15 protein-coding genes are annotated in these 23,516 nt (G+C 57.4%); 13 read left to right on the top strand and 2 right to left on the bottom strand.

Features of this window, described 5'->3' with window-relative positions; genetic code table 11:
• The first annotated feature begins 24 nt into the window (after positions 1-24).
• The 10 genes from EAV92_RS14675 to EAV92_RS14630 all read left to right on the top strand — a co-directional run bounded on the left by EAV92_RS14675 (position 25) and on the right by EAV92_RS14630 (position 16,322).
• Positions 25-1,683 carry an S-layer homology domain-containing protein gene (locus tag EAV92_RS14675; RefSeq protein ID WP_123041800.1) on the top strand — a complete coding sequence of 553 codons (1,659 nt, stop codon included), beginning with the start codon at positions 25-27 and terminating at the stop codon, positions 1,681-1,683.
• A gap of 186 nt (positions 1,684-1,869) precedes the next feature.
• Positions 1,870-5,151: a glycoside hydrolase family 3 protein gene (locus tag EAV92_RS14670; RefSeq protein WP_123041799.1), complete on the top strand. Its 3,282-nt coding sequence runs from the start codon at positions 1,870-1,872 to the stop codon at positions 5,149-5,151.
• A 253-nt stretch (positions 5,152-5,404) separates the two neighbouring features.
• Complete coding sequence (locus EAV92_RS14665) at positions 5,405-7,177, top strand: cache domain-containing sensor histidine kinase (protein ID WP_123041798.1); 1,773 nt, start codon at positions 5,405-5,407, stop codon at positions 7,175-7,177.
• Between the two features lie 6 nt (positions 7,178-7,183).
• Complete coding sequence (locus EAV92_RS14660; RefSeq protein WP_123041797.1) at positions 7,184-8,662, top strand: response regulator transcription factor; 1,479 nt, start codon at positions 7,184-7,186, stop codon at positions 8,660-8,662.
• Positions 8,659-9,978, top strand: coding sequence for an ABC transporter substrate-binding protein (locus EAV92_RS14655; RefSeq protein ID WP_123041796.1), 1,320 nt, complete (start codon positions 8,659-8,661; stop codon positions 9,976-9,978). The genes EAV92_RS14660 and EAV92_RS14655 overlap by 4 nt, the downstream gene beginning before the upstream one ends.
• A 165-nt stretch (positions 9,979-10,143) precedes the next feature.
• Positions 10,144-11,505, top strand: coding sequence for an ABC transporter substrate-binding protein (locus tag EAV92_RS14650; protein ID WP_123041795.1), 1,362 nt, complete (start codon positions 10,144-10,146; stop codon positions 11,503-11,505).
• Positions 11,506-11,572: 67 nt separating this feature from the next.
• Positions 11,573-12,454: a carbohydrate ABC transporter permease gene (locus EAV92_RS14645; protein WP_123041794.1), complete on the top strand. Its 882-nt coding sequence runs from the start codon at positions 11,573-11,575 to the stop codon at positions 12,452-12,454.
• Positions 12,451-13,287, top strand: a complete 837-nt coding sequence (locus EAV92_RS14640; RefSeq protein ID WP_123041793.1) for a carbohydrate ABC transporter permease — start codon at positions 12,451-12,453, stop codon at positions 13,285-13,287. The genes EAV92_RS14645 and EAV92_RS14640 overlap by 4 nt, the downstream gene beginning before the upstream one ends.
• Positions 13,288-13,357: 70 nt before the next feature.
• Positions 13,358-14,659: an ABC transporter substrate-binding protein gene (locus tag EAV92_RS14635; RefSeq protein ID WP_164472785.1), complete on the top strand. Its 1,302-nt coding sequence runs from the start codon at positions 13,358-13,360 to the stop codon at positions 14,657-14,659.
• A 121-nt stretch (positions 14,660-14,780) separates the two neighbouring features.
• On the top strand, positions 14,781-16,322 hold the full coding sequence (locus EAV92_RS14630) for an alpha-L-rhamnosidase-related protein (RefSeq protein ID WP_123041791.1): 1,542 nt from the start codon (positions 14,781-14,783) through the stop codon (positions 16,320-16,322).
• 294 nt (positions 16,323-16,616) lie between these two features.
• Here the strand turns inward: EAV92_RS14630 and EAV92_RS14625 are convergent, their stop codons facing one another.
• On the bottom strand, positions 16,617-17,495 hold the full coding sequence (locus EAV92_RS14625) for a LysR family transcriptional regulator (protein WP_123041790.1): 879 nt from the start codon (positions 17,493-17,495) through the stop codon (positions 16,617-16,619).
• A 122-nt stretch (positions 17,496-17,617) separates the two neighbouring features.
• Here EAV92_RS14625 and zwf point away from each other — a divergent pair, with 122 nt between their 5' ends.
• From zwf to fsa, 3 genes are read left to right on the top strand one after another with little or no spacing between them, the layout of a single operon-like run.
• Entirely contained in the window at positions 17,618-19,114 is a 1,497-nt protein-coding gene (gene zwf, locus EAV92_RS14620) for a glucose-6-phosphate dehydrogenase (RefSeq protein WP_123043740.1), read from the top strand.
• On the top strand, positions 19,092-21,086 hold the full coding sequence (gene tkt / locus EAV92_RS14615) for a transketolase (protein WP_123041789.1): 1,995 nt from the start codon (positions 19,092-19,094) through the stop codon (positions 21,084-21,086). The genes zwf and tkt overlap by 23 nt, the downstream gene beginning before the upstream one ends.
• 48 nt (positions 21,087-21,134) lie before the next feature.
• Positions 21,135-21,800 (top strand): fructose-6-phosphate aldolase, encoded by a 666-nt coding sequence (fsa, locus tag EAV92_RS14610; protein ID WP_123041788.1) that lies wholly within the window; start codon positions 21,135-21,137, stop codon positions 21,798-21,800.
• 68 nt (positions 21,801-21,868) lie between these two features.
• Here the strand turns inward: fsa and arfA are convergent, their stop codons facing one another.
• Positions 21,869-23,380 (bottom strand): arabinosylfuranosidase ArfA, encoded by a 1,512-nt coding sequence (gene arfA / locus EAV92_RS14605; protein ID WP_123041787.1) that lies wholly within the window; start codon positions 23,378-23,380, stop codon positions 21,869-21,871.
• Between the last annotated feature and the right edge of the window lie 136 nt (positions 23,381-23,516).

Here is a 23,516-nt window from a genome sequence, read left to right as displayed (position 1 = left end):
TACTCCGTTGGAGGTTGAAGCAACATGAGAAAGTGGACCCTGCTCTTCCTCGCGGCCATGCTGGCGGCGATGGGTATTACATACTCTCCGGCTTATGCCGCGAACACGGCCTTTCGGCTCGGTGCCGACCGGGCGGAAGTGACCGCAGGCGATTCGGTTCAACTCACGGTTAGCGGAACCGGGCTCCTCGATGTATACGGTTATGAAGCGGTCGTAACTTATGATTCGGACAAGTGGACGTTCGTGTCGGCGCGGAATGCACTGCCCAAGGGGAACGCGGGCGAATCGGCCGGGTTTGCCATCACTCCCGTGACGGCCTCGAACAAGGTGACCTTCGCGTTCACGAAAGTCGGGAAAATAGCCGGGGTCGGCGGAGACCAGCCTTTGGCCGTGTTCACCTTCCAGGCGCGAAAGGCAGGAATTGCGGCCTTCACGCTGTCCTCGGTTAAAGTGGTGCATGCCGACGTCACGGCCGACAAGTTTTCCCCGGCGCTTCAAGCAAATGTCCTGGTCAAACCGGGAGACGGAAGCGGCAGCCTCTCGATCTATGGCCAGGTCAATGCCGGCGGAGCGCTAGCCGTCGAGCTTGGGCAAGCGGATGTGCTGCAGGCGATTCAGTCCGCGACCAATGGAAAGCTTCGCATTTCGGTGCGGCCGGAAAACGGGCAATCGTTCCGAAACGTCGAGGTCACTCTTCCCGTCGACATCGTGCTGAAGGAAGGGGCACGGATTCGCGAGATCGTCGTCGACACAGGGCTGGCGGTGATGACCATCCCCGTCGATCCGGCGAGAGGCGTGCTGTCCTCCGGTTCTCGGAAGCTGACGTTGACGGCGGGCAAGGTGGACTCGTCGTCATTGACGAGCAGCGTACGGAATCTCATCGGAAATGCGCAAGTGTTCGATTTCAAGCTTTCGGTTGACGGCGTCGCTCTCGGCGCGCTGAATGGCCGGCCGATATCCGTGGAGGTCCCTTATACGCTCAAGACCGGGGAACACCCGGGTCAGGTCGTCGCTTACTTCATCGGCGGCGACGGAAGGCCGGAAGTGGTCAAAAATGCCAGCTATCGACCTTCTTCCGGAACCGTCACCTTCAAGCCGGAGCATTTCAGCCAATACGCGGCGATGTACGCCGGCATTTCCTTCGAGGACTTGACCGGCTTTGCATGGGCGCAAGAGAGCGTCGAGGCGCTTGCCGCGCGGGAAATCATCGCCGGCACCGGAAGCGGCGCTTTCCAGCCGAACCGTTCCGTCACCCGCGCCGAATTTATCCGGATGCTCATGGGCGCCGCCGATTTAATCGACGATCAAGCGAAAAGCACGTTCGCCGACGTGAAAGCGGGCGCTTGGTACGCAAGCGCGATCGCTTCGGCGCAGCAGCTCGGTATCGTCAAGGGCAAGTCGGACGGCACCTTCGGCATCAACGACCCGATCACGAGACAGGACATGGCCGTCATGATCTACAAGGCTGCCGAAGTGCTGAAAGCCGACCTCGGGACGGGAACGTCCGCGGCGGCATTCTCCGATCAGGCCGCGGTTTCCGGTTACGCCGCCGAAGCGGTTCGCGCCATGCAGCGGAGCGGACTGATCCAAGGCATGGGCAACGGCAAGTTCGAGCCCAAAGCGCAGGCGAACCGGGCGCAGGCCGCGGTCATCCTGTATAAGCTGCTCACGTTGTTGAAATAGGTGTTGCCAGCCAGTAAGAAAGAGGACTCCCTAGCGGGGTCCTTTTTGCGTCATTCAGAAAGGATCAACCAAAAAATGAGGTGCAAATCAAAAAAATGGGTGTCTTAAAAACACACGAGGAAGCGCTTACCATTGGAGGTGGCGAACCGACCAAGTTCAGTCATGTCAAGGAGGTAGTTACGAATCATGTCAGTGGGATTGAGGAAATCGACGACTTTCGGAAAACGCGTCATGACAGCGGCGCTTGCCGCGCTGATCGGCGTGTCCGCGCTCCCAGCCTTCGCCGGGACGGGGAAGGTTTCGGCGGAAGGAATCGTTCCCGTCTTCAGCGGGAATCCGAAGGATTTAAGGCCGTTCGTGAACGACGTTTTGGATCACATGAATTTGGACGACCTCGCCTACTATGCGGCACAGAAAACGGCGGCGGAGTCGCGGGTGACGTTGTACGGAACCGGATACCTGCTGCCTCCGGGCGCTGTCGGCGGTTCCGATAACGTGCATGGGGTGTCCACCGACATGCCGGTGACGAACCAACTGGGCCAAACGTGGGACCAGGACCTGATCAAGCAGGTCGGCTCCGTGCTCGGCGACGAGAAAAGAAGCGAAGTCGGATTGGATAACGCGAATCCTCTCATGTTTTCCGCCATTGCGGACGTGCGGATCAATCCGCTGAGCGGCCGTTACGAAGAGGGCTTCGCCGAGGATCCATACCTGACGGGCGTACTGGCGGACAGCATGGCCCGCGGAATCGTGGGGGACGACCCGTTCTACCTGAAGGTACAGCTCGGCACGAAGCATTTCATGACCTATAACTCGGAGTGGAACCGGAACACGGGCAATTATTACACGGGCGTCCGCGGGCTGAACGAGTATCAGCTCCCCGGCTTCCTGAAGGCGATTTCGAACGGTTCCGTGCAGGGCGTCATGAGCTCCTATGCCACGTTGAACGGCGTGCCTGGAGCCGTTTCGCCCGAACTGATCAAGGCGGAGCTGAAATCCCCGTTTTCGCTCTTCAACGTTTCCGACTTCAACGGAGACGGATTGGCGGTGACGCAATACGGCAACGGATACGACAAATCCTACGTGCCGGATAACGACCATCTCGCGGCGCTGCTCATCCTCGCCGGCTCGCACATGAACAACTCCAGCGCCACGGGAGCGCCGGGAAGCCCGACCGCGGACAACTACAAAAACGCGGTTCTTCATAAAATTCACGGCGTCAACATCCTGAACCTGCGGGAGTTGGTCCGTCCTCAGGTCGAGCTGTGGGTCCGGGTCGGTTACTTCAACAAGAAAGACGACAAGGGCCAGCCCACCGGCTATCCATATGCAAACTTAACCGTTGAAGGCCAAAAGACGGACGCCACGACGGCCAGCCATCAAGATGTCGCCCTGGAGGCGGCGCGCGAAGGGCTCGTCCTCTTGAAGAACGAAGGCGGCGTGCTGCCTCTCTCGAAATCCTCCAACGTGGCGGTCCTGGGTACGCTGGCGGACGCCCGACTGAAGGACATTTACGGTTCGGCCACGCCGAAGCTCGACGGCGCGGGCCTGTCTCCCCTGGCTGCCATCCGGCAGCTCATCGGCTCCGATAAAGTCGCTTACGATGCCGGAGCGAAAACGATCGCGCTCCAATCGGACAAGACGGGCAAGTACGTATCCGCCGCATCCGGAAACGGCAGCCAACTGACGGCAGATGCCGACAAAGTCGGCCCGAACGAGACGTTCCAAGTGCTCGATTGGGGCAACCGCGCGTACAGCTTCAAGTCGCTGGCCAACGGCAAATGGATCGCGGGAAGCGGAAGCGCGGATGCTTCCGGCGATAAAGCCAAAGTTTCGAACACGGCAATCGATCGGCTTTCCGAATCCTGGGGCGGAGGTTTCGAACTGAACATGTTCGCGACCAACTTCCCGCCGTATTTCAGCTACGAAACGACCGCGGACGGACGGAAACGGATCCGGACGGGCGCGCTTCCCGCATGGAGCTTCTCCAGCCCCGTTCCGTTCCAGAAGTCGATGTTGACCCAAGGGTATTACTTCTCGGTCAATGACGGCAATGCCCTGGTGGCAAGCACGACGCCGGCACAGCTCAAGCAATCCGCGGATCCGAAGGCTTCCTCGTTCTCGGAAGTCGTGCTGCAAGAGCCCGGAGCGAAAGCTTCCGAGCTGGCAAAATCCAACGATTACGCGATCGTCGTCGTCGGGGCGGGTCCGAAAATCGTGGCCGGGGAAGGCGTGGACCGCTCGGATCTATCTCTCGCAGCCGACCAGGCGAAGTTGGTGCACAATACCGCGGCGCAATTCCCGGGCAAAACGATCGTCGTCATCAACTCCGACTATCCGCTCGCCGTGCAGGACATTCAAGACGATAAGAACGTCGCGTCCATTATGTACAGTTCTTACGGCGGACAGTACGGCAACAAAGCGCTGGCCGAAGCCTTGTTCGGCGATTACGCGCCGGCCGGACGGCTGACGGGCACTTGGCTGAAAGACATGAGCTCGCTTCCGAAGCTGTCGGCATCGGAGCAAGCCGAAGTCGACCCGGGCTACACGGTGGATATGTCCATCGCGGACCCGATCCAAACCGGATTGACGTACCTGTACTCGGACGTGAAGCCGACTTATGCTTTCGGTTACGGCCTGACTTACGCGAACTTCGAATACGGCAATTTGAACGTACCGAAGTCGATCCCGTCCAACAAGCCGTTCGACGTGAAGTTCACCGTCACGAACACGGGCAAGACGACGAGCGACGAAGTCGCGCAGCTTTACGTTCATGCCCGGAATTCGGCCTACGGCGAATATGCTCCGAAACAAAAGCTGGTCGCGTTCAAACGGATCAAAAACGTGAAACCGGGCCAGACGGTAAACGTCACATTGACGGTTCAGCCTTCCGATTTCGCGGTTTGGGACGTCAACAAGCAGAAAAACGCGGTGGAATCCGGCGCTTATGATCTCCTGGTGGGCCGCTCTTCCGATAACGTCCTGCTGAAGTCGGTCATGGACGTGAAGGGCGACACCATCGGCACGCTCGGCAAAAATACCGAAGCGAACGTGTGGGAGCATACCTTCGCCAGCAATGGCGTCATCGGCACGGAAGTGTCCAAAGCGAGAACCGCCATCTACAAAGGGCAATACTACGCCGTTACTTCGACCGGGGAAGGCGATTTCGTCGGCATCCCGAAAGTCGACCTGAACGGAGTGAAACAAATCGCGCTCCGCGTCGCCACCCCGAACGCTGCGGGCTCCGTCGAAGTCCATGCCGGTTCTCCTTCCGGCACGCTCCTCGGCACCGCCGCATTCGGCCAAACCTCGCCCGTTTCCTATGGCATCGGCGGCGGACAGACCGCGAATGAATTGGGCTATACGGAAGTGACGGCCGACCTGGCCGCGAAACCGAAAGGCGTGCAGAACCTGTTCCTCGTCTTCCGCGAAGGCAACGTTCGCGTGGACAGCATTAAACTGAAATAAGATGTCATCCGGTCAAGGGACCTTCGGGTCCCTTGATTTTTTATCCTCATGCCGACACCTGAAAAATGCGGCAGTTTTCCGAAAAATGCGGAACTGACGTTGGCGGCATACAACCCTCATAATAAGATCATGATAGTCCATGCGGAGATATCGACGATTCCCTGATCTGCCAAATGAAGGCTCTGGCGGCTTGGGGATTTTTGTTTTATCCTCTCGGGAAGGTTGAAAATCCATCCGTCAAAGGAAGTACGTCATGGGAAAATGGCTGCGCGATTTCGTCATTTACGTTCGTAAACCCAGGATCCGGAGCCGTTTTTTGCTGGCGATGATCTTGGTATCGCTTCCGCCTCTATTCGTCCTGGGATATATCTCATTCAATATTGCCAAGGAAACGCTGGTACAGAACCATATCGAAACGAACCAGACACATCTGAAGACGTCGAGCGAAGTCGCGGATCTGCTGCTGCGGAACATCATCAACATGAACCGGATCATCCTGTCGAGCGACGAATTGAGACAGGAGCTGTACCAGAGCGGCGCAGCGGATAGCGGCAATGAAGCCGTGCTGGACGTTAGAACCGCGAACCGGCTTCAGAACATCGTCGTGTCCAATCTGTTCGATACGCAAGATATCGATTCCATCTGCCTGTTCGACCGCCATTTCCGTTCCGTCTGCTATGGACGGTCGGAGCAAGCAGGCAAATACGGGACGGATGAAACCCGCGCGAAGATCGCCGGCACGGACTGGTACGCCAAAACGCTGGCCGCGAAAGGGAAAGAGGTTTTTTTCGGCTACAACGTGCTGGAGGAATCGACGGCCGGGAGTTCTTTTTCGAGCGTGAAGCTGCTGAGGGACCCTAACCGGCTGAGCGGCGACATGATCGGCTTGCTCGTGATCAATATTCGAAAATCGATCTTCCAGCAAGTCATCAACGAGACCGAGCAGAGCGGTTTCCTCGTGCTGGATCCGGGCGGCGGGCAGCCGATCGTCGTGTACGATTACCGGCCCGATCTCACCGAAAGCGTCGGTATCGGCACGAGTTTGGACGCGACGCTGGCGCACTTCAGCAAAGCCGGGTACATTTACAGCTTGTACCGAAACTCGACGAGCGGGTGGATGTTCGTCCACTTCGTCGATACGAAAGCGCTGCTCAAGCAATCGGACCGGATCGGAACGATCACGATGCTGATCGCGGCGTTCATCGCGGGCATCGCTTTGCTGGTGTCCTATTTCGTATCCGGGACGATCACGCGTCCGCTGCTGCAGTTGAAAAAGATGATCGTGGATTGGGCGAAGGGCAATCCGTCGGGAGAGACGAACGAGGCGTTCGCCGCCGACGAGGTCGGCGTCATCGCCCAAACGTTCCAGAAGATGACGCTGGAAAACCAGCAATTGAGCGAGCGGCTCCTGCAATCCGAGCTGAAGGAGAAGGAAGCGGAGCTGCGGTCGCTCCAGGCGCAGATCAAGCCGCACTTCCTGTACAACACGCTCGATTCGATTTATTGGATGTCTCTCCTGGAGGACAAAGCGGACATCGCCCAGATGGCGCTGTCCTTGTCGGAAAGCTTCAAGCTCAGTTTGAACAAAGGCAAAGAAACGATCCCGGTGTTCAAGGAATTGAAGCATATCGAGCACTATATGATCATCCAGAACCTGAGGTACGACAACCGCTTCCAGTATGTCGAGGAAGTCGATCCGGACATCATGGGATACGAGATCATGAAGCTGCTTTTGCAGCCCCTCGTGGAGAACGCGATCTATCATGGGTTAGAGCCGAAGGTCGGGGAAGGCACGGTCCGGTTAACCGGACGCAGGGATGGGGAGTTCCTCGTTTTCACCGTGACCGACGACGGCATGGGCATGGAGGATATCGGGAAGACGGAGCAGGGCTACGGCATGAGGAACGTTCGGGAAAGGTTGGCGCTCTATTACGGTCCCGCAAGTTCGTTCACGATCCGCAGCCGGCCGAATGAAGGGACTTCGATCGAGCTTCGTTTTCCCTACTCGGAGAAGAAGGAGGAGTGAGCCGCCATGCTGAAAGCGGTCGTATTCGACGATGAATTCATTGTTCTCAAGGGATTGACGAAGCTGATCGATTGGTCGGAATACGGAGTGGAGCTGGCCGGTACGGCGGCGGACGGCTTATCGGCACTGGAGACGTTCCGCAAGCTGCGTCCCGATATCGTCATGACGGATATCCGAATGCCCGGCATGGACGGCCTCCAGTTAATCGAAGCGATCCGGTCGGAAGCCCCGGACACGATGTGCATCGTGTTCAGCGGCTATAACGAATACGATTACGTGAAGCGGGCGATCAAGCTCGGGGTCGTGGACTATCTCGAGAAGCCGATCACGATCGTGAAGATCCGGGAAGGCATTCAGAAAGCGGTGGATCGGATCCACGAAATGAACGAAATGAGCTCGCTGAAACAAAAGTGGCAGCAGGGATTGCTGGAGAAGCGGACACTGGATCTGCTGCTGAAGGGCGAGGAGGCGACCGGGGAGTGGGCGGCGGTTTTCGGTGGGGATGCGGACCGGGTGGCCGGCGTCACCGTGCTGGCTTATTCGGACGAAGACTTCCGTTTGGACGGCCGGGCGGAATATCGTACGGTTTACGCAAGCAACGGTTCCGAATCACTGGCTGTGCTGTTCCATTTGGATTCGGTGACGGACGTCTGGGAAACCGAGCTGTCGTCGTGGCAGTCGTCAGCGGTCGGTTCGGGCCGAACCTATTCCTCTGTTGGTGATATCCCGAAAAGCTACCGTGAGGCGCTCCGCGCGCTGCGATACGGCCGGTACTTGGAAGGGAAGGGCTGGATCCGTTTCGAGGATCTCGGGGACAGCCATTCGGTGAATCCCCAATTGTCGGAAAGAGAAGAAGCCGTCCTGTTCGACATGCGCGTAGGGGATAAAGACGGCCTGATGCGGAAGTTGGACGAGTATTTAGAGGAGTTCCGAAACGAAAAGCTGGATCCGGAGATCGCGGAAGTCGAGCTGCTGAAAACGGTGTTCCACGGCTTCGAGGTGGCGAAAGAGACCGGTGGAAACACGGCGGAGATCATGGGGCCCGGCTATCTGCCGCAGATGGAACTGCGAAGCATGCAGACGCTGGATGAGATGGCGGGCTGGCTTCGCCGGGAGATGGAGAAGATCATGGATTGGATCCTCAGCGTCAGGCAGAGGTCCAAGCATTCCGCGGTGGAGAAGGCGATCGCCTACATCGGCGACAACTTCGGCCGCGATTTGACGCAGCAGGAAGTCGCCGACCACGTGGAAATGAACGCCACCTATTTCAGCCTGCTGTTCAAAGAGCAAATGGGCATTTCCTATATCAAGTATTTGACGAAGGTCCGGATGGAGAAAGCGAAAGAGCTTTTGAAAGAGGAAATGCCGATCCACGAAATCAGCGAGAAGGTCGGGTATTACCACGCCCGCCATTTTTCCGAGGTGTTCAAAAAGCAGACCGGCATGACGCCGGGACAATTCCGTTCGAGAGGGAGAGGAACATGAGCGCGGCCAAAGCCAAACGAAGATCCAGCCGGGCGCTGGCCGCCGTTCTCCTGATTTTGCTCACTTCCTGCGGCTCCGCGCCGATCGCGAAACCGGCCGAACCCGAGAACGAAACCGTCATTTTATATCTTTCTTCCAACAAGGAGAACGAGGGCAGCTCCAAAATCATCGGTGAGCTGTCCGCGGAATACCAAGCGTCCCATCCGAACGTCCAGTACAAATTCGAAAACGTCGCCGAAAGCGATTTGAACCAACGCGTGCAGCTGCTCGCCGCCAGCAACGACCTGCCGGTCCTGTTCAGCTATCAATCGGGAAAGCCGCTGCTGGACCTCATCAACAGCGATTCGGCGCTTGATCTGGAGCAGACTTTCTCGGCGCTCGGCATTCGGGACCGGTTGAATCCGGCCGCGGTCGAGCTGTTGAAAGCCTACGTCGACGGCAGAGGATTGTATGCGCTTCCCCTGGAGTTGAACATCGAGGGCTTTTGGTACAACAAGGACATTTTCGCGAAATACGGCCTGAAGGAACCCGAGACTTGGGAAGACATGCTGAATATCGCCGAAACGCTGAAGCGGGAGGGCATTCAGCCCTTCTCGGTGGCCGGCAAGGAAAAATGGCCGATCACGCGGCTGATCAATGCTTACGCCATTCGGGAATTCGGGGCCGACGCGATGGAGCGGGTCGACAAGGGCACGCTGAAGCTGACCGATCCCGGATTCGCGAAGGCGGCCGCTACCGTGCAGGATATGGGGCTGAGAGGATACTTCGGTTCGCGGGTGAACACGATCGATATGGGGACCTCCGTGGACATGTTCCTGCAGGGTAAAGCCGCGATGTTCTACATGGGAAGCTGGCAACTGCGCGCTTTTAACGACCCTTCCCAAAATAAGATCGGGACGGATAAAATCGGATTTTTCAGCATTCCGCTCGTGCCCGGGGGCAAGGGGACCCGGGATGAGTACCCGGTCAATGCCGGACTCACCACGACGTTCTCGCAGTCGGCTTACGGTCCGGAAGTGGGGCAGTGGATGCAATATGTTTTCGAGCGTTACGGAGACCGCGCGATGAGCGAGCTCGGCATGGTAACGGGCTTCAACGTGCGGACGATGCCCGCGGACGTGCCGCCGCTCACGCAGATGGTGCAGGACAAGATCAACCACGTGAAGAAAGGCGCTTTATGGTTTGAAGCGAGGTTCAACACGCGGGCCCAGCTTACGGCTTGGAACAATGCGCAGCTGCTCGTGACCAATGCCGCCTACACACCCGAGCAATACATGAAGGAACTGCAGCGGGAACTGGATGAGGAACGGCAGTGACTTCCAGGATAGAGACCATGCGGAAAAGGACCCCCGGGTCCTTTTTTTTGCCCTGAAAAATGCGGAGGCGATACAAAAAATGATGCGCTTATCCGGCGAGGGACAGGGACTTACAATGAAACATGTAAACGCTGCACACAGCGACAACTTATAGGGGGAGTAAGAATGAAGTCCTGGAAATCCAAGATCGCCGGCATCGCGTTGGCCTCGCTGTTCACGGTCGCCTTGAGCGCATGCGGCAGTTCCAATTCGAATTCGGACGCATCCGGCAGCCCTTCCGCCGCGAGCCCATCGGCAAGCGCGTCGGCGAGCTCCGCATCCGACAAGCCCGTCACCCTGACGATGCTCGTATCCGGCGCGAAAGCCGCGAACGGCGCCGACTTCGAACTCGAAACGCTGCCTAAGCTGGTCAAAGAAAAGTTCCCGAACGTCACCCTGGAAGTCCAAAAGCTTCCCGACGAGCAATATTACACTTCCGTAAAGGCCAAGCTGGCCGCCGGCGAAGGTCCGGATATCTTCCTGGTGTTCCCGAACATGGCCAACATGGGCGCGATCGAAGTCGCCAAAGCAGGCTACGCCGCCGACCTGTCCGATATGAGCTTCTGGAACAACGTCAGCGCGTCCGCCAAAAACGACATGAGCTACGAAGGAAAGCCTTACGCGGTCGCGAAGGGCATGGATATCCTCGGAACGTACTACAACAAGGCGCTCTTCGCCAAAGCCGGCATCACCGAAGTGCCGAAAGATTGGCCGAGCTTCCTGGCCGCGGCCGAGAAGCTGAAAGCAGCCGGCATTACGCCGATCACCATGGGCGATAAAGATCCGTGGGTCGTCCAATTCGGCATGTATCAACTCGCGGCGAACTCCGTATACCCGGCGGACAAGGACTTCGACAAGAAGCTTCAGACCGGCGAAACGGCGCTCACCGACGCGAAATGGGTCAAGACGGTCAACCAGTACAAAGAGCTTTACGACAAAGGTTACGTGGCGAAAGGCTCCCTCGGCATGGCCAGCGCGCAAGCCGTCCAGCAGTTCGTTGACGGCAAAGCGGCCATGATCTTCACGGGCACTTGGGATCTGCCGGGCGTTACGGCCAAAGGCGCTTCCGAATTCGATCGCGGATTCTTCTCCTTGCCGGGCAACGACGCCGGCCAGCCGGTATACGCTTCCGCGGCAACCGCAGCCGGATACGCGATCAACGCGAAATCCGAGCATCTCGACATCGCCAAGCAGATCTTCGAGTACATGTACGACGGCAAGTCTCCTCTGTTCCAAGCATGGGTCGATTCCAACCCTTCCATCAGCGTGTTCAACGGCGTACCGTTGAAGAACGAGATTTTCAAAGACGTGCTGAGCGACATCCAAAGCACGGGACATGCGTTCTACTTCTGCAACCAAATGTGGCCGGCAGGCGTGAGCGACGTCATGCAATCGAAGTTCGCGGAAATCATCGGCGGCAAGAAAACGACGGCCGAAGAAGTCACGAAAGCGATGCAGGACAAATATACGGAATTGAATAAAGGCTGATCGTGAAGGGATCAAGGGGGATGTCCGTCCCCCTTGATCCGATTTTTACCGGAAAGGAAGAAGCACCATGAACAGCGCCGTCATGAAAAAAACGATGTATTTCTTTGTACTGCCGGCCCTTCTCTTCTACATCCTGTTCTGGATCGTTCCGATCCTGAAGCTTTTCCAATACAGCGTGACCGACTATAACGGCTACGTTCAGAAGTTCCATTACGTCGGCTTCGACAACTTCAAAACGTTGTTCCATGAAGAAATCCTGGGTCTCTCCATCCGCAACACGCTCGTCTATACCTTGATCACCGTCGTGCTCGGCAACATCATTGCCCTTGCGCTTGCTTTTCTCCTGAACGCGAATATTCGAGCGAAAGGCCTTTACCGTTCGGCTTTCTATCTTCCGACTCTGTTCAGCGCGATCGTAGTCGGATTCATTTGGAGTTACGTTTACATGCCGGACGAAGGACTCATCGCCTCTTTCTTCCATAAGATCGGCATTCATGGGATCGACACCAATTTTCTCGGCAGTTATTCGAAAGCCCTCTTTTCGATCATGGCGGTGGATATTTGGAAAAACATCGGCACCAGCACGATCATTTTCCTGGCCGGCCTTCAGACCGTGCCCCAAGATTTGATCGAAGCCGGCAAAATCGACGGCGCGGGACGCTGGAAGCTGGTCCGGTTCATTAAAATTCCGATGCTCGCCACCTCGATCACGATCAATGTCACGCTCAGCGTCATCAACGGCCTGAAAGCCTTCGACTATCCGTTCATCATGACCAACGGAGGTCCGGGTACGTCGACGAACACGCTGATCTACGCCATTTACAAAATGGCCTTCACCGACCAGCTGTTCGGAAAAGCCTCGGCACTCGGCATCATTTCGTTCGCGATCATTATCGTCATTACCGCCGTGTTCGTGTTTACCTTGAATAGACGGGAGGTATCGGCATGAATTCCGGTTCCGTCGCGAAGAGATCGTTTACTCACCTGGCGATTATCGCCCTCGTGTTCTTGAACCTGGTGCCGCTGCTGATCGTGCTGTCCAGCTCGTTCCGTTCGCCGCAGAACATGACCGATCCGCTGAACTGGTTTAACGAGTTCACGCTGGAAAGTTTCCGCTCGGCATATACCCGCATGCACTTTCCGACCGCGCTGTGGAACAGCTTCGTGCTGACCGCCGTATCCGTCTTCTTCGTCGTGCTGCTCGCGGCGATGGCCGCTTACCCGATGGCCCGCATCCGCAGCCGGCTCAGCCGGTTCTTGTATATTTTCTTCCTGTCGGGGCTGGTCGTTCCCGGCCAAATGGTGCTCATTCCGATCATCCAGATGATCAAAGGAATGGGAATCCCGATGAACCAGTACACGCCGATTCTGATGTTCATTACGTGCAGCTTGCCTTTCTCGACGTTCCTGTACACCGGTTTCATCCGGAGCAGCGTGCCCGAGGAAATCGAGGAAGCCGCCCACATCGACGGTGCCGGGCTGTTCCGGCGGTTCTGGCAAATCGTGTTCCCGCTCATCCTGCCGGTTACGGTATCCGTCGTCATCACGCAAGGCGTATGGATTTGGAATGACTACTTCTTCAACATGGTATTCATCACCAAGGCGCTTGCCGCGCCGCTGCCGGTAGCGATGCTGGGCTTCCTCGGAGACCAGCAAAACCCGGCGCAATGGAACGTTCTGTTCGCGGCCTGCATTCTGTGCGCGCTGCCTTTGCTCATCGCATTCCTTGCCCTACAGAAGTATTTCGTCGGCGGTTTGACGGTCGGCGGCGTGAAAGGCTGATCCGCGGGAACCCGTCCAGATGATGGACGGGTTTTGCGGTTATAATGGAACCATGAGGAATAACGCCATCATGAGAGGTTTACGGGGATGGATTGCCGTCTGCGCGATCGGAATGCTCCTTGCATCGTGCACGGACGTCAACAACGAGGCGAACGCGCCGAACCCCCTGCCGAAGACGACGATTGTCTACTTGTCGGCCAGCAGCGAGGACCAGGGCAGCTCCAGAATCATCGGCGAGCTTGCCAAGGAATATGGGCGGGATCACCCGGAAATCGAATACCGGTTCGAAGGCGTGCAGGATGTCGACATTACCGGTAAAATCCAGCTTTTGGCGGCGAGCAACGATTTGCCGGCCATGTTCAACTACCAGTCGGGCAAGCCCCTGTTGGACATGATTCGGAGCGGAGCCGTCTTGAATCTGGAGGACACGTTCAAGCAATTAGGCTTGTACGCCAAATTGAATCCCGTTTCCGTGCGCATGTTGAAAGCCTACGTCAATGATGAAGGGCTTTACGCGCTGCCGCTCGAGATGAATATCGAGGGGTTCTGGTACAACAAGAAAATATTCTCCCGGTTCGGTTTGAAAGAGCCGAAAACCTGGGGCGAAATGCTGGATGCCGCTGAAACGCTGCAGAAAGCCGGCATTCAGCCGTTTGCCGTTTCCGGCAAAGCCAAGTGGCCGATCACTCGGCTCATCAACGCGTACGTCATCCGCAAGCTGGGGCCGGATGCCATGGAACGGGTGGACCGAGGCGAGCTGGATTTGACGAGTCCGGGATTCATCGAAGCGGCCGATACCGTGCAGAAAATGGGGTTGAAAGGCTATTTCGGGCCGAACGTCAATGGAGTGGGTATCGGGACATCGTTTAGCCAGTTCGTGCAGGGCAAGGCGGCGATGTTCTATTCCGGGAGCTGGTCGGTCCGCGATTTCAACAACCCGGCCGTGAATGCGATCGGGGCGGAGAACACGGGCTTTTTCAGCATTCCGCTCGTAGACGGCGGGGTGGGGACCTTGGACGAGTATCCCGTGAACGCCGGCTTGACCACTTCTTTCTCCAAGGAAGCGTATAATGCCGATGTAGCCGCTTGGATGAAATACGTCTTCGAACGTTATGGGGACCGAGCGATGACGGAAATGGGCATGGTCACCGGATTCCGGGTGGAACGGATGCCCGCGGAGGTTCCGCCGATCACCCGGATGGTCCAAGACCGGCTGGATCACCTCAAAAGGGGAGCTTTGTGGTTCGAGGCCCGTTTCGACGCCCGGACGCAATCGTTGGCCTGGGATAACGCCCAATTGCTGGTAATGCGCGCCTCGTTTACTCCCGAGGAATACATGAGGCAGTTGAAAGCATCGTTGGGGAAGGAGTGATCCCCTCCGATTTGCCTTAGCGAATCAGAAAAAAACGGACTTCACCCAAAAAATCAGCAGTTGGTTCGTCCGGGTGCGCTGGGCTACGATGAATAGAAACGACATCTCAGGAGTTGTAGCCATGATAAACCCTCATTTTGTTCTAACGGCGGAAAGCCTGCTGCCCAAGCTGGCCGAACATACGGTAACCCCGGTTCGGTTGGTGGAAGTCGTCGCGGATCCGGATGCGTTCCAAGGCTGGGCGGTGAAGGACGCCGGCTCCGCAGATAATCTGAAGGAGCGGGGATTCAGCAAAGGAGACAGCTTTATTCTCGATTTCGGGGACCATCAGGTCGGCTATTTGACCCTATCGCTCGATTCCATCGAAGCCCGCGCGGATTCGCCCGTCCGCCTTAAGCTGACGTTCGGGGAAATGCCCTGCGAGATGGCCGAGGACTTCGACGGATATGACGGATGGCTCGACCGCTCGTGGCTGCAGGACGAAATCATGAACTTCGATATTTTGCCGGGTAGTTACACGCTTCCCCGCAGGTATACGTTCCGTTACCTTAAGGTGGAATTCATTACTCCGGCTCGGAAATACAAAGTCGTGTTTCCCGACATCCATGTGACGACTGTGACCTCCGCGGACGTTTCCAAGGTCGCTCCGCTGGCGGATTCGGTGCCGCAGGACTTGCGGGACATGGACCGGGTGGCCGTCAAGACGCTGCAGGATTGCATGCAGACCGTGTTCGAGGACGGACCGAAGCGTGACCGGCGGCTGTGGATCGGCGATTTGCGTCTTCAAGCGCTGGCCAACTACGAAACGTTCAACAACTTCGATCTGGTCAAGCGCTGCCTTTATTTGTTCGCGGGACTTCGGCTGGAATGCGGGCAAGTCGGCGCATGCGTCTACGAGAAACCGGAGCCTGCGGGAGACGATATATACTTATATGATTATTCCCTGTTCTTCGTAGCCACTCTGTATGACTATGTAGAGGCTTCGGGAGATCTCGAGACGCTTCGTGAGCTTTGGCCGATTGCTTTGGAGCAGATCCGGATTTCGCTTGAACGGCTGGACGACCGAGGCATCGTGAAAGACGATCCATCTTGGTGGTGCTTTACGGATTGGCATGAGCAGCTGAACAAGCAAGCGCCCGCTCAAGCCGTGCTGATCTATTGCATGAAGCGGGGCTTGCCGCTCGCCGAACGGCTGGGGGATACGGAAGCGGCTGACAGCATCCGGAGTTCGCTCGATCAGGTGACTTCCGCGACGCTGGAGCGCCTGTGGGATGCCGAGCAAGGATTTTTCGTCAGCGGCGAAGGCCGTCAGGTTTCGTGGGCGTCGCAAGTCTGGATGGCGTTGGCGGAAGTGCTGGAGAAGGATGCGAACGCAGAGTTGCTCGATCGCCTGTTCGCGGTCAATCCGGACATCCGCCCGATGACCCCTTACATGTACCATCACCTCATCGACGCGCTGATTTTGACCGGAAGGAACGACAAGGCGCTGGAGCAAATGAGGGCTTACTGGGGAGAAATGGTGCGGGACGGCGCGGATACGTTCTGGGAAGTGTACAATCCCGAGGACAAGAAAAACTCCCCGTACGGTAGCAACCTGATCAACAGCTACTGCCATGCGTGGAGCTGCACGCCGACCTATTTCATTCGCAAGTACTTCGTTTAATATCGGAACGGACGAAATCCCGCTCGTTTGAGCGGGATTTATTGTTGTTGCCGGGCGACTTGCCTTTAAGCACCCAGCCATTAAAGTGTTCGGAACACCTTATTGGCGCCGATGCGCACCCTTTCTCGAAAATAGGGTGGTGCCAACCCGTTAATTTGTCGAAACCGCCGTCGAAGCACGGAAATGGCGAGCAATAGCGTTACTGCAGCGTCTTATCGCACACACCACCGGGCTTCACCGAGTAAATAGCGCTTTGCCATAACGTTATTTTCTTTCTGCAGGTGGCGTCCCCGCTCACTTCACCGATTCCATAAACCGGCTCGCCGCCCTCGTAAGCGGCATGTTCCGCATCGTCATGATGCCTACGCGCGACGGCGGCAAAGGCACGTCCAGCGCGATTTCGAACAGCGACCCCTCCTCCAGCTCCTTGGACACGAACTCCCTCGTCACGTAAGAAATCCCGAGCCCCCTTTTGGCGAACTCGATTAATAAGTCGACGCTGCCGACTTCGATTTCCGGTTTGATCTGATGGCCGTAGCTTTGGAACAACTCGGTAATGGCCATTCGGGCCCGGCTGTTCCGGGAGAACAGAATGATCGGGTGCTCAAGCAATCTTTCCAACGACAGCGTTTCGCTTTTCAGATGGGCATACTTGGCGCCGGCCACGAAGCAATCCTGCAGCTGGAAGCTTTCCCGCACCTGCAGCTGCGGGTCGACGATCGGCAGCCGGACGACGCCGAGATCGATTTTGCCTTCCTTGAGGAAGGAGATGATCTCGGGCGTCGTGCCGTGGTTCAAGAACAGCTTTACGCCGGGATATTTGTCGTGGAACTGCTCCAGATGCGGCAGCAAATAGTGCTTGAACAGCGAATCGCTGCCGCCGATCCGTAGCTCGCCGCTGTGGAGGTGTTTCAGCGCGGCCATGTTTTCTTCCGCCAACGCGATCAGCACTTGTGCTTGCTCGATGTAGGAATACAGGACGGCGCCCTCCTGCGTCAGCGAGACGCCTTTCGCATTGCGGTAAAACAGCGTGATGCCGAAACTGTCCTCCAGCTGCTTGATGGCGTGGCTGACGCTCGGCTGCGTCAAGAACAACGCCTTGGCTGCCTGCGTCAAACTGCCCGTTTTGGCCGCCCAATAGAAGACCTTGTACAGTTCGTAGTTATTGTTCATAGATGCGGTCTATGGCTCCTGATAAATATATTAATTACTTATATGGCTGTCATTCGTATTATAGTGAAATTAAGCAACGGAAACCAGAACACGCAAGAAAGTCTCGAAAGGAGGAGAGTATCATCGAATCCGCAACGATCGTTTTGTTCGGGGCGACGGGGGATTTGGCCAAAAGAAAAATCTACCCCGCCCTTTATAACTTGTTCATCGAGGGGAAGCTTCCTTCGCCATTCTCCATTATCGGACTTGGAAGAAGGGAATGGTCCCACGACACCTTCCAGTCGAACGTCCGTCAGTCCCTTGACCGGTTTTCGAGGCGGAAACCCGCCGACCCGGAAGCCGTCCAAAAGTTTGCGGCCGCTTTCCGGTACAGCGTACTCGACATCGACCGCCAAGAGGACTACCGCAAGCTGCGGGAGCTGATCGAAAGCCGGGAAGCCGAGCTCGGCGTCGCGCCGAACCGGCTGTTCTACCTGTCCGTAGGTCCGGAGTACTTCACGACCATCGCGAACCATATTCAAGAAGGCGGGCTGGGTTCCGAAGAAGGCTGGAAACGCCTTGTGATCGAAAAGCCTTTCGGACGCGACCTGCAGTCGGCCCGGGAACTGAACCGGGAGCTGAGCCGGTCGTTCGCCGAAGAAGAAATATACCGGATCGACCATTACCTCGGCAAACCGATGGTACAGAAGCTGGAGTCGCTGCAACAGGCGAATCCGGCCATTCACGCCCTCTGGAACCGGCAGCACATCTCCAACGTCCAGATCACGGCGAACGAATCGGTCGGCGTGGAGGAGCGGGCGGGCTATTATGACCGCGCCGGAGCGGTAAGGGATATGTTCCAAAACCATCTGCTTCAACTGCTGATGATGGCCGCTATCCAATTGCCGCACGCGAGCTCCCCCGACAAAGTCCGCTTCAAGAAGAAGCTGGTGTTGGAGGCGCTCGAGCCGTTGTCCAAGGAGAACGTCGCCGCCGACGTAGTGCGGGGGCAATACGAAGGCTACGCTGCCGAACCGGGAATCGCGCCCGGCTCCATGACGGACACGTTGATCGCCGCCCGGCTCCGCATCGACAACAGCGTTTGGCGCGGGGTTCCGTTCTATTTGCGCACGGGCAAGAAAATGAAGGACAAATCCACGCGGATCGTTTTCGAGTTCAAAGAACCGTTAAAGACGCCATGGGCGAAAGATGCCGAACGCGCGGCGCCGAACCTTCTCGTCGTGGAGATCGGGCCGAAAGAAGGCATCACCCTTCACCTTAACGAGAAAGACTCCGAAGGCGATGGGACGTTCAAGCCGCTGCAGGTCACGCTTCAAGCCGGCCAAGAGGACGCGCCCGAAGCTTACGAGAACCTGATTTACGACGCATGGAACGGGGACCCGACGTTCTTCGCGCATTGGGACGAAATCGAATTGTCCTGGAAATGGGTGCAGCCGATCCTCGACGCGTTCGAGGAAAACCTGGTCCCTCTTCATCCCTACGCTGCCGGTTCTTACGGACCGCAGGAGTCCGACGCGCTCCCCGAGCAAGACGGATTCCGCTGGCTGTTCGACGACAAACCGGAAATTCCAACCGAAATACGCAAAGGAGATCTGTATGCCTACCACGCAAACGATTGACCAACTCGCCGTCGATACGATCCGCACGCTCTCGATCGACGCGATCAACGCGGCCAATTCCGGCCATCCGGGCCTTCCGATGGGAGCCGCGCCGATGGCGTACACCCTGTGGTCCGCGCACCTGAACCATCATCCGGGCAATGCCAAATGGTTTAACCGCGACCGGTTCGTCCTGTCCGCCGGCCACGGCTCCGCGCTTCTGTACAGCCTGCTTCATCTTTCCGGCTACAACGTCACCCTCGACGATTTGAAGCAGTTCCGCAAGCTGAACAGCCGCACGCCGGGTCATCCGGAATACGGTCATACCGACGGCGTGGACGCAACGACCGGTCCGCTGGGCCAAGGAATCGCGATGGCGGTCGGAATGGCGATGGCCGAAGCCCATCTCGCGGCCAAATACAACGAGAACGGTTTTCCGGTCGTTGACCATCACACGTACGCGCTCGTCGGCGACGGCTGCTTGATGGAGGGGATCTCCTACGAAGCGATGTCGATGGCCGGGCACATGAAGCTGGGCAAATTGATCGTGCTGTACGATTCCAACGACATCTCGCTGGACGGCGATCTGAACATGAGCTTCGGAGAAGATGTGCGCAAACGGGCGGAGTCGGCGAATTGGCACTATTTGCGGGTGGAGGACGGCAACGACCTTACGAGCATCTCCGCCGCGATCGCGGAGGCCAAGTCGCACGACTCGCAGCCGACGCTGATCGAGGTCCGCACGATCATCGGCTACGGCAGCAAAGCCGCAGGAACGCACAAAGTGCACGGGAATCCGCTCGGCAAAGAAGAGGCTATCGCCACCAAGGCCGTATATGGCTGGCAGCATGAAGAAGAGTTCACCGTACCGGAGCCGGTCAAAGCCCATTTCGAGCAGTTGAAACGGCAAGGCGCGGTTAAAGAAGAGGAATGGAACCGGCTGCTCGCCTCGTACGCCACTCAATATCCCGCGAAAGCCAAAGAGCTTGAGCAAGCGATTGACGGCACTTACTCGGTCGAAACCGCCGATATTCTGACGTTCGATACCGCCAAATCGGTCTCCACCCGCGTCGCGAGCGGGGAAGCGATCAACCACTATCTGAAAACCGTACCGGCCATTTTCGGAGGAAGCGCGGACTTGTCGCACTCCACGATGACGGACATCAAAGGGGAGCAGAAGTTCGCCATCGAATCGTTCGCGGGCCGCAACGTGTACTTCGGCGTCCGCGAGCACGCGATGGGCGCGGCCGGCAACGGCATGGCGCTGCATGGCGGCGTCATCCCGTTCGTCAGCACCTTCTTCGTCTTCAGCGATTACTTGCGCCCGTCTATCCGTCTTGCAGCCCTGCAAAAGCTTCCTGTCGTCTACGTGTTCACGCACGACTCGATCGCGGTCGGCGAAGACGGCCCGACGCACGAGCCCGTGGAGCATCTGGCCGCGTTGCGCACCATTCCGGGTCTCACCGTGATCCGTCCGACCGACGCGAACGAAACTTCCAGCGCTTGGGCGTACGCGATCCAGAATAAAGAAGGTCCCGTCGCCCTGATCCTGAGCCGTCAGAACCTGCCGATCTACGAAGAAACCAAAGCCAACGTCGCGAACGTCGCCAAAGGCGGTTACGTCCTGACGGAGACGAACGGGCAGCCGGACGTCATTCTCATCGGCACCGGTTCGGAGGTCTCCCTGGCCGCGGGCGCCAAAGCGGAGCTCGAAAAAGACGGCGTCTCCGTACGCGTCGTCGCGATGCCGAGCCGGGAGCTGTTCGACCGCCAACCGGAGGATTACCGGAACAGCGTGCTTCCGGAGTCCGTATCCCGCCGGATCGCGATCGAAGCCGGCATCTCGCTCGGCTGGGACCGCTATGCCGGACGGGAAGGCAAAGTGTTGTCGATCGACACGTTCGGCGCGTCCGGACCGGGTAATGAAGTCATGGCGCACTTCGGCTTCTCCGTGCAGAACGTCGTCCGTTTAGCCAAAGAGTTACTCAAGTAAGGTTACGAACTCATTCCATTCCAATCCCTGAATCGGAGGCGTTAATACATGAAAATTTTCATCGATACCGCGAACCTGGCAGACATCAAGAAAGCCTATGAGATCGGCGTTTTGTCCGGCGTCACGACGAACCCTTCGCTGGTGGCGAAGGAAGGCGTCAAATTCGAGGACCGCATCGCGGAAATCCTGCGTGAAGTGCCCGAGGTTGAATCCGTATCCGCCGAAGTCACGCCCGACGCGGTGACGGCGGAGCAAATGATCGCCCAAGCGGAAGAACTGATCAAGATCAACAACTATGACAAAAACATCACGATCAAGCTGCCGATGACGCTGGCCGGTTTGGCCGCATGCCGTTACCTGAGCAAGAAAGGCGTCAAAACGAACGTCACGCTGATCTTCACCGTGAACCAAGCGCTGCTGGCTGCCCGCGCCGGCGCCACGTACGTTTCTCCGTTCCTCGGCCGTTTGGACGACATCTCGGAAGACGGCGTGCAGCTGATCATCAAAGTCGCCGAGCTGTTCCGGATCCACAACCTGGACGCGCAAATCATCGCGGCTTCCGTCCGCCATCCTGACCACGTCACCCGCGTGGCCATGGCCGGCGCGCATATCGCGACGATTCCGTTCTCCGTCATCGAGCAAATCTCCAAACACCCGCTGACCGAACAAGGGATGGAGAAGTTCGCCGCCGACTGGAAGAAAGCCGTTCAATAATCGCTCTCAACAAGCAAAGAAACCCTTGCGAGCTTTTCTCGCAAGGGTTTCTTTATTTTTCAATACGCTCACACCGGAGTGCGCAAACGGATGACGTTCCACGACGTTTTGGCGAGCCGGGCGGTGACGCGCGAGCCGTCCGATTTCGCGTTCCCCTGCGCGTGAGGAGCGACGCGGCCGGGCGTGGCCGCCGTGTTGACGGCCTTCAGGTCGACGTTCTCCAGCACGAGGTGCTCAACCACCGTGCAAGCCGGGAAGCTTCGCAGGTCGGCCTCGAACGACAGTTCCTCGTCCAGGCTGCGGTTCACCGCGAAAATCGTGATATCGCCGGTTTCTTCGTTGTACACGGCGACGGATTCGAGGTAGGGAACGTCGGTAATCTCCGTCGTGTCGTACTTCGGAGATTGAACGAGCGGTACGAGCGCATTCCCGCGGCCGTACAGCGAGGCGTGCATGAACGGATAGTAAATCGTCTGCGCCCAGGCTGCCCCGCCGTTCTCCGTCATGATCGGCGCGATGACGTTGACGAGCTGAGCCAGGCAGGCGATTTTCACGCGGTCCGCGTTTTTCAGCAGGCTGATCAGCATGCATCCGACGACGAGCGCGTCTTCCATCGTATAGATGTCCTCCAGCTGCGGAGGTGCGATTTGCCAAGGTTCGATTTTCTTGTCGGACTCGTGCGTGTGGAACCAAACGTTCCATTCGTCGAAAGACAGGTACATCCGTTTTTTGCTGCGTTTTTTCGCTTTGACGTAATCGCAGATGGCGGCCACGCTTCGAATGAAATCGTCCATCTGAAGGGAACGCGCCAGGAAGGTTGGCGTATCGTTCGTCGGATTGCCGTAGTAGGTGTGCAGCGATAAGTATTCCACGTGGTCATAGGTATGGTCGAGCACCGTCGCTTCCCATTCGGCGAACGTGGACATGCCGAGGGCCGAGCTTCCGCAGGCGACGAGCTCGATGGACGGATCCACCCATTTCATGACCTTCGCGGACTCCAGTGCTGCGCGTCCGTATTCGACGGCCGTTTTGTGCCCGATCTGCCAAGGGCCGTCCATTTCGTTGCCCAGGCACCAGGTTTTGATGTTATGGGGTTCGCGGTAGCCGTGGCTGGCCCGGAGGTCGCTCCAATAGCTGCCGGCCGGATGGTTGGCGTACTCCACGATTTGGCGGGCGTCTTCCGGCCCTTGCGTGCCGAGGTTGATCGCCCACATCACGTCGGAGCCGGCGGCTTTCGACCATTCCGCGAATTCGTTCAAGCCGAAACGGTTCGGCTCGACCGTCCGCCAGGCCAGCTCCAACCGGCTTGGCCGGCTGTCCACGGGGCCGATTCCGTCCTTCCAATCGTACCCCGATACGAAATTGCCGCCCGGATACCGGACGATCGGGACGCGGAGATCGCGCACCAGTTTGAGCACGTCCTTGCGAAATCCCCGTTCATCGGCGGCCGGATGTCCGGGCTCGTAAATGCCCCCGTAAACCGCCCTCCCCAAATGCTCGATGAAAGAGCCGTACAGCCGGTCGTCTACCTTGCCGATGACGAAATCCTTGTCCACGATCATTTTCGCGGAATGAGCCATGGTCCCACGCACCTCTTCATTTTGAATGATAAGGATGAATTTCGAAGTTTTCTAAGAAGATTAAACAATAAACGCTTTTGCATTTGCAATGAGATAAATTCAAATTCCCTTTGAATTTTATTGAATTCGTAGATAT

The organism is Cohnella candidum (assembly GCF_003713065.1).
Taxonomy (GTDB): Bacteria; Bacillota; Bacilli; order Paenibacillales; family Paenibacillaceae; genus Cohnella; species Cohnella candidum.
This window is presented reverse-complemented; position numbering and strand designations above follow the sequence as displayed.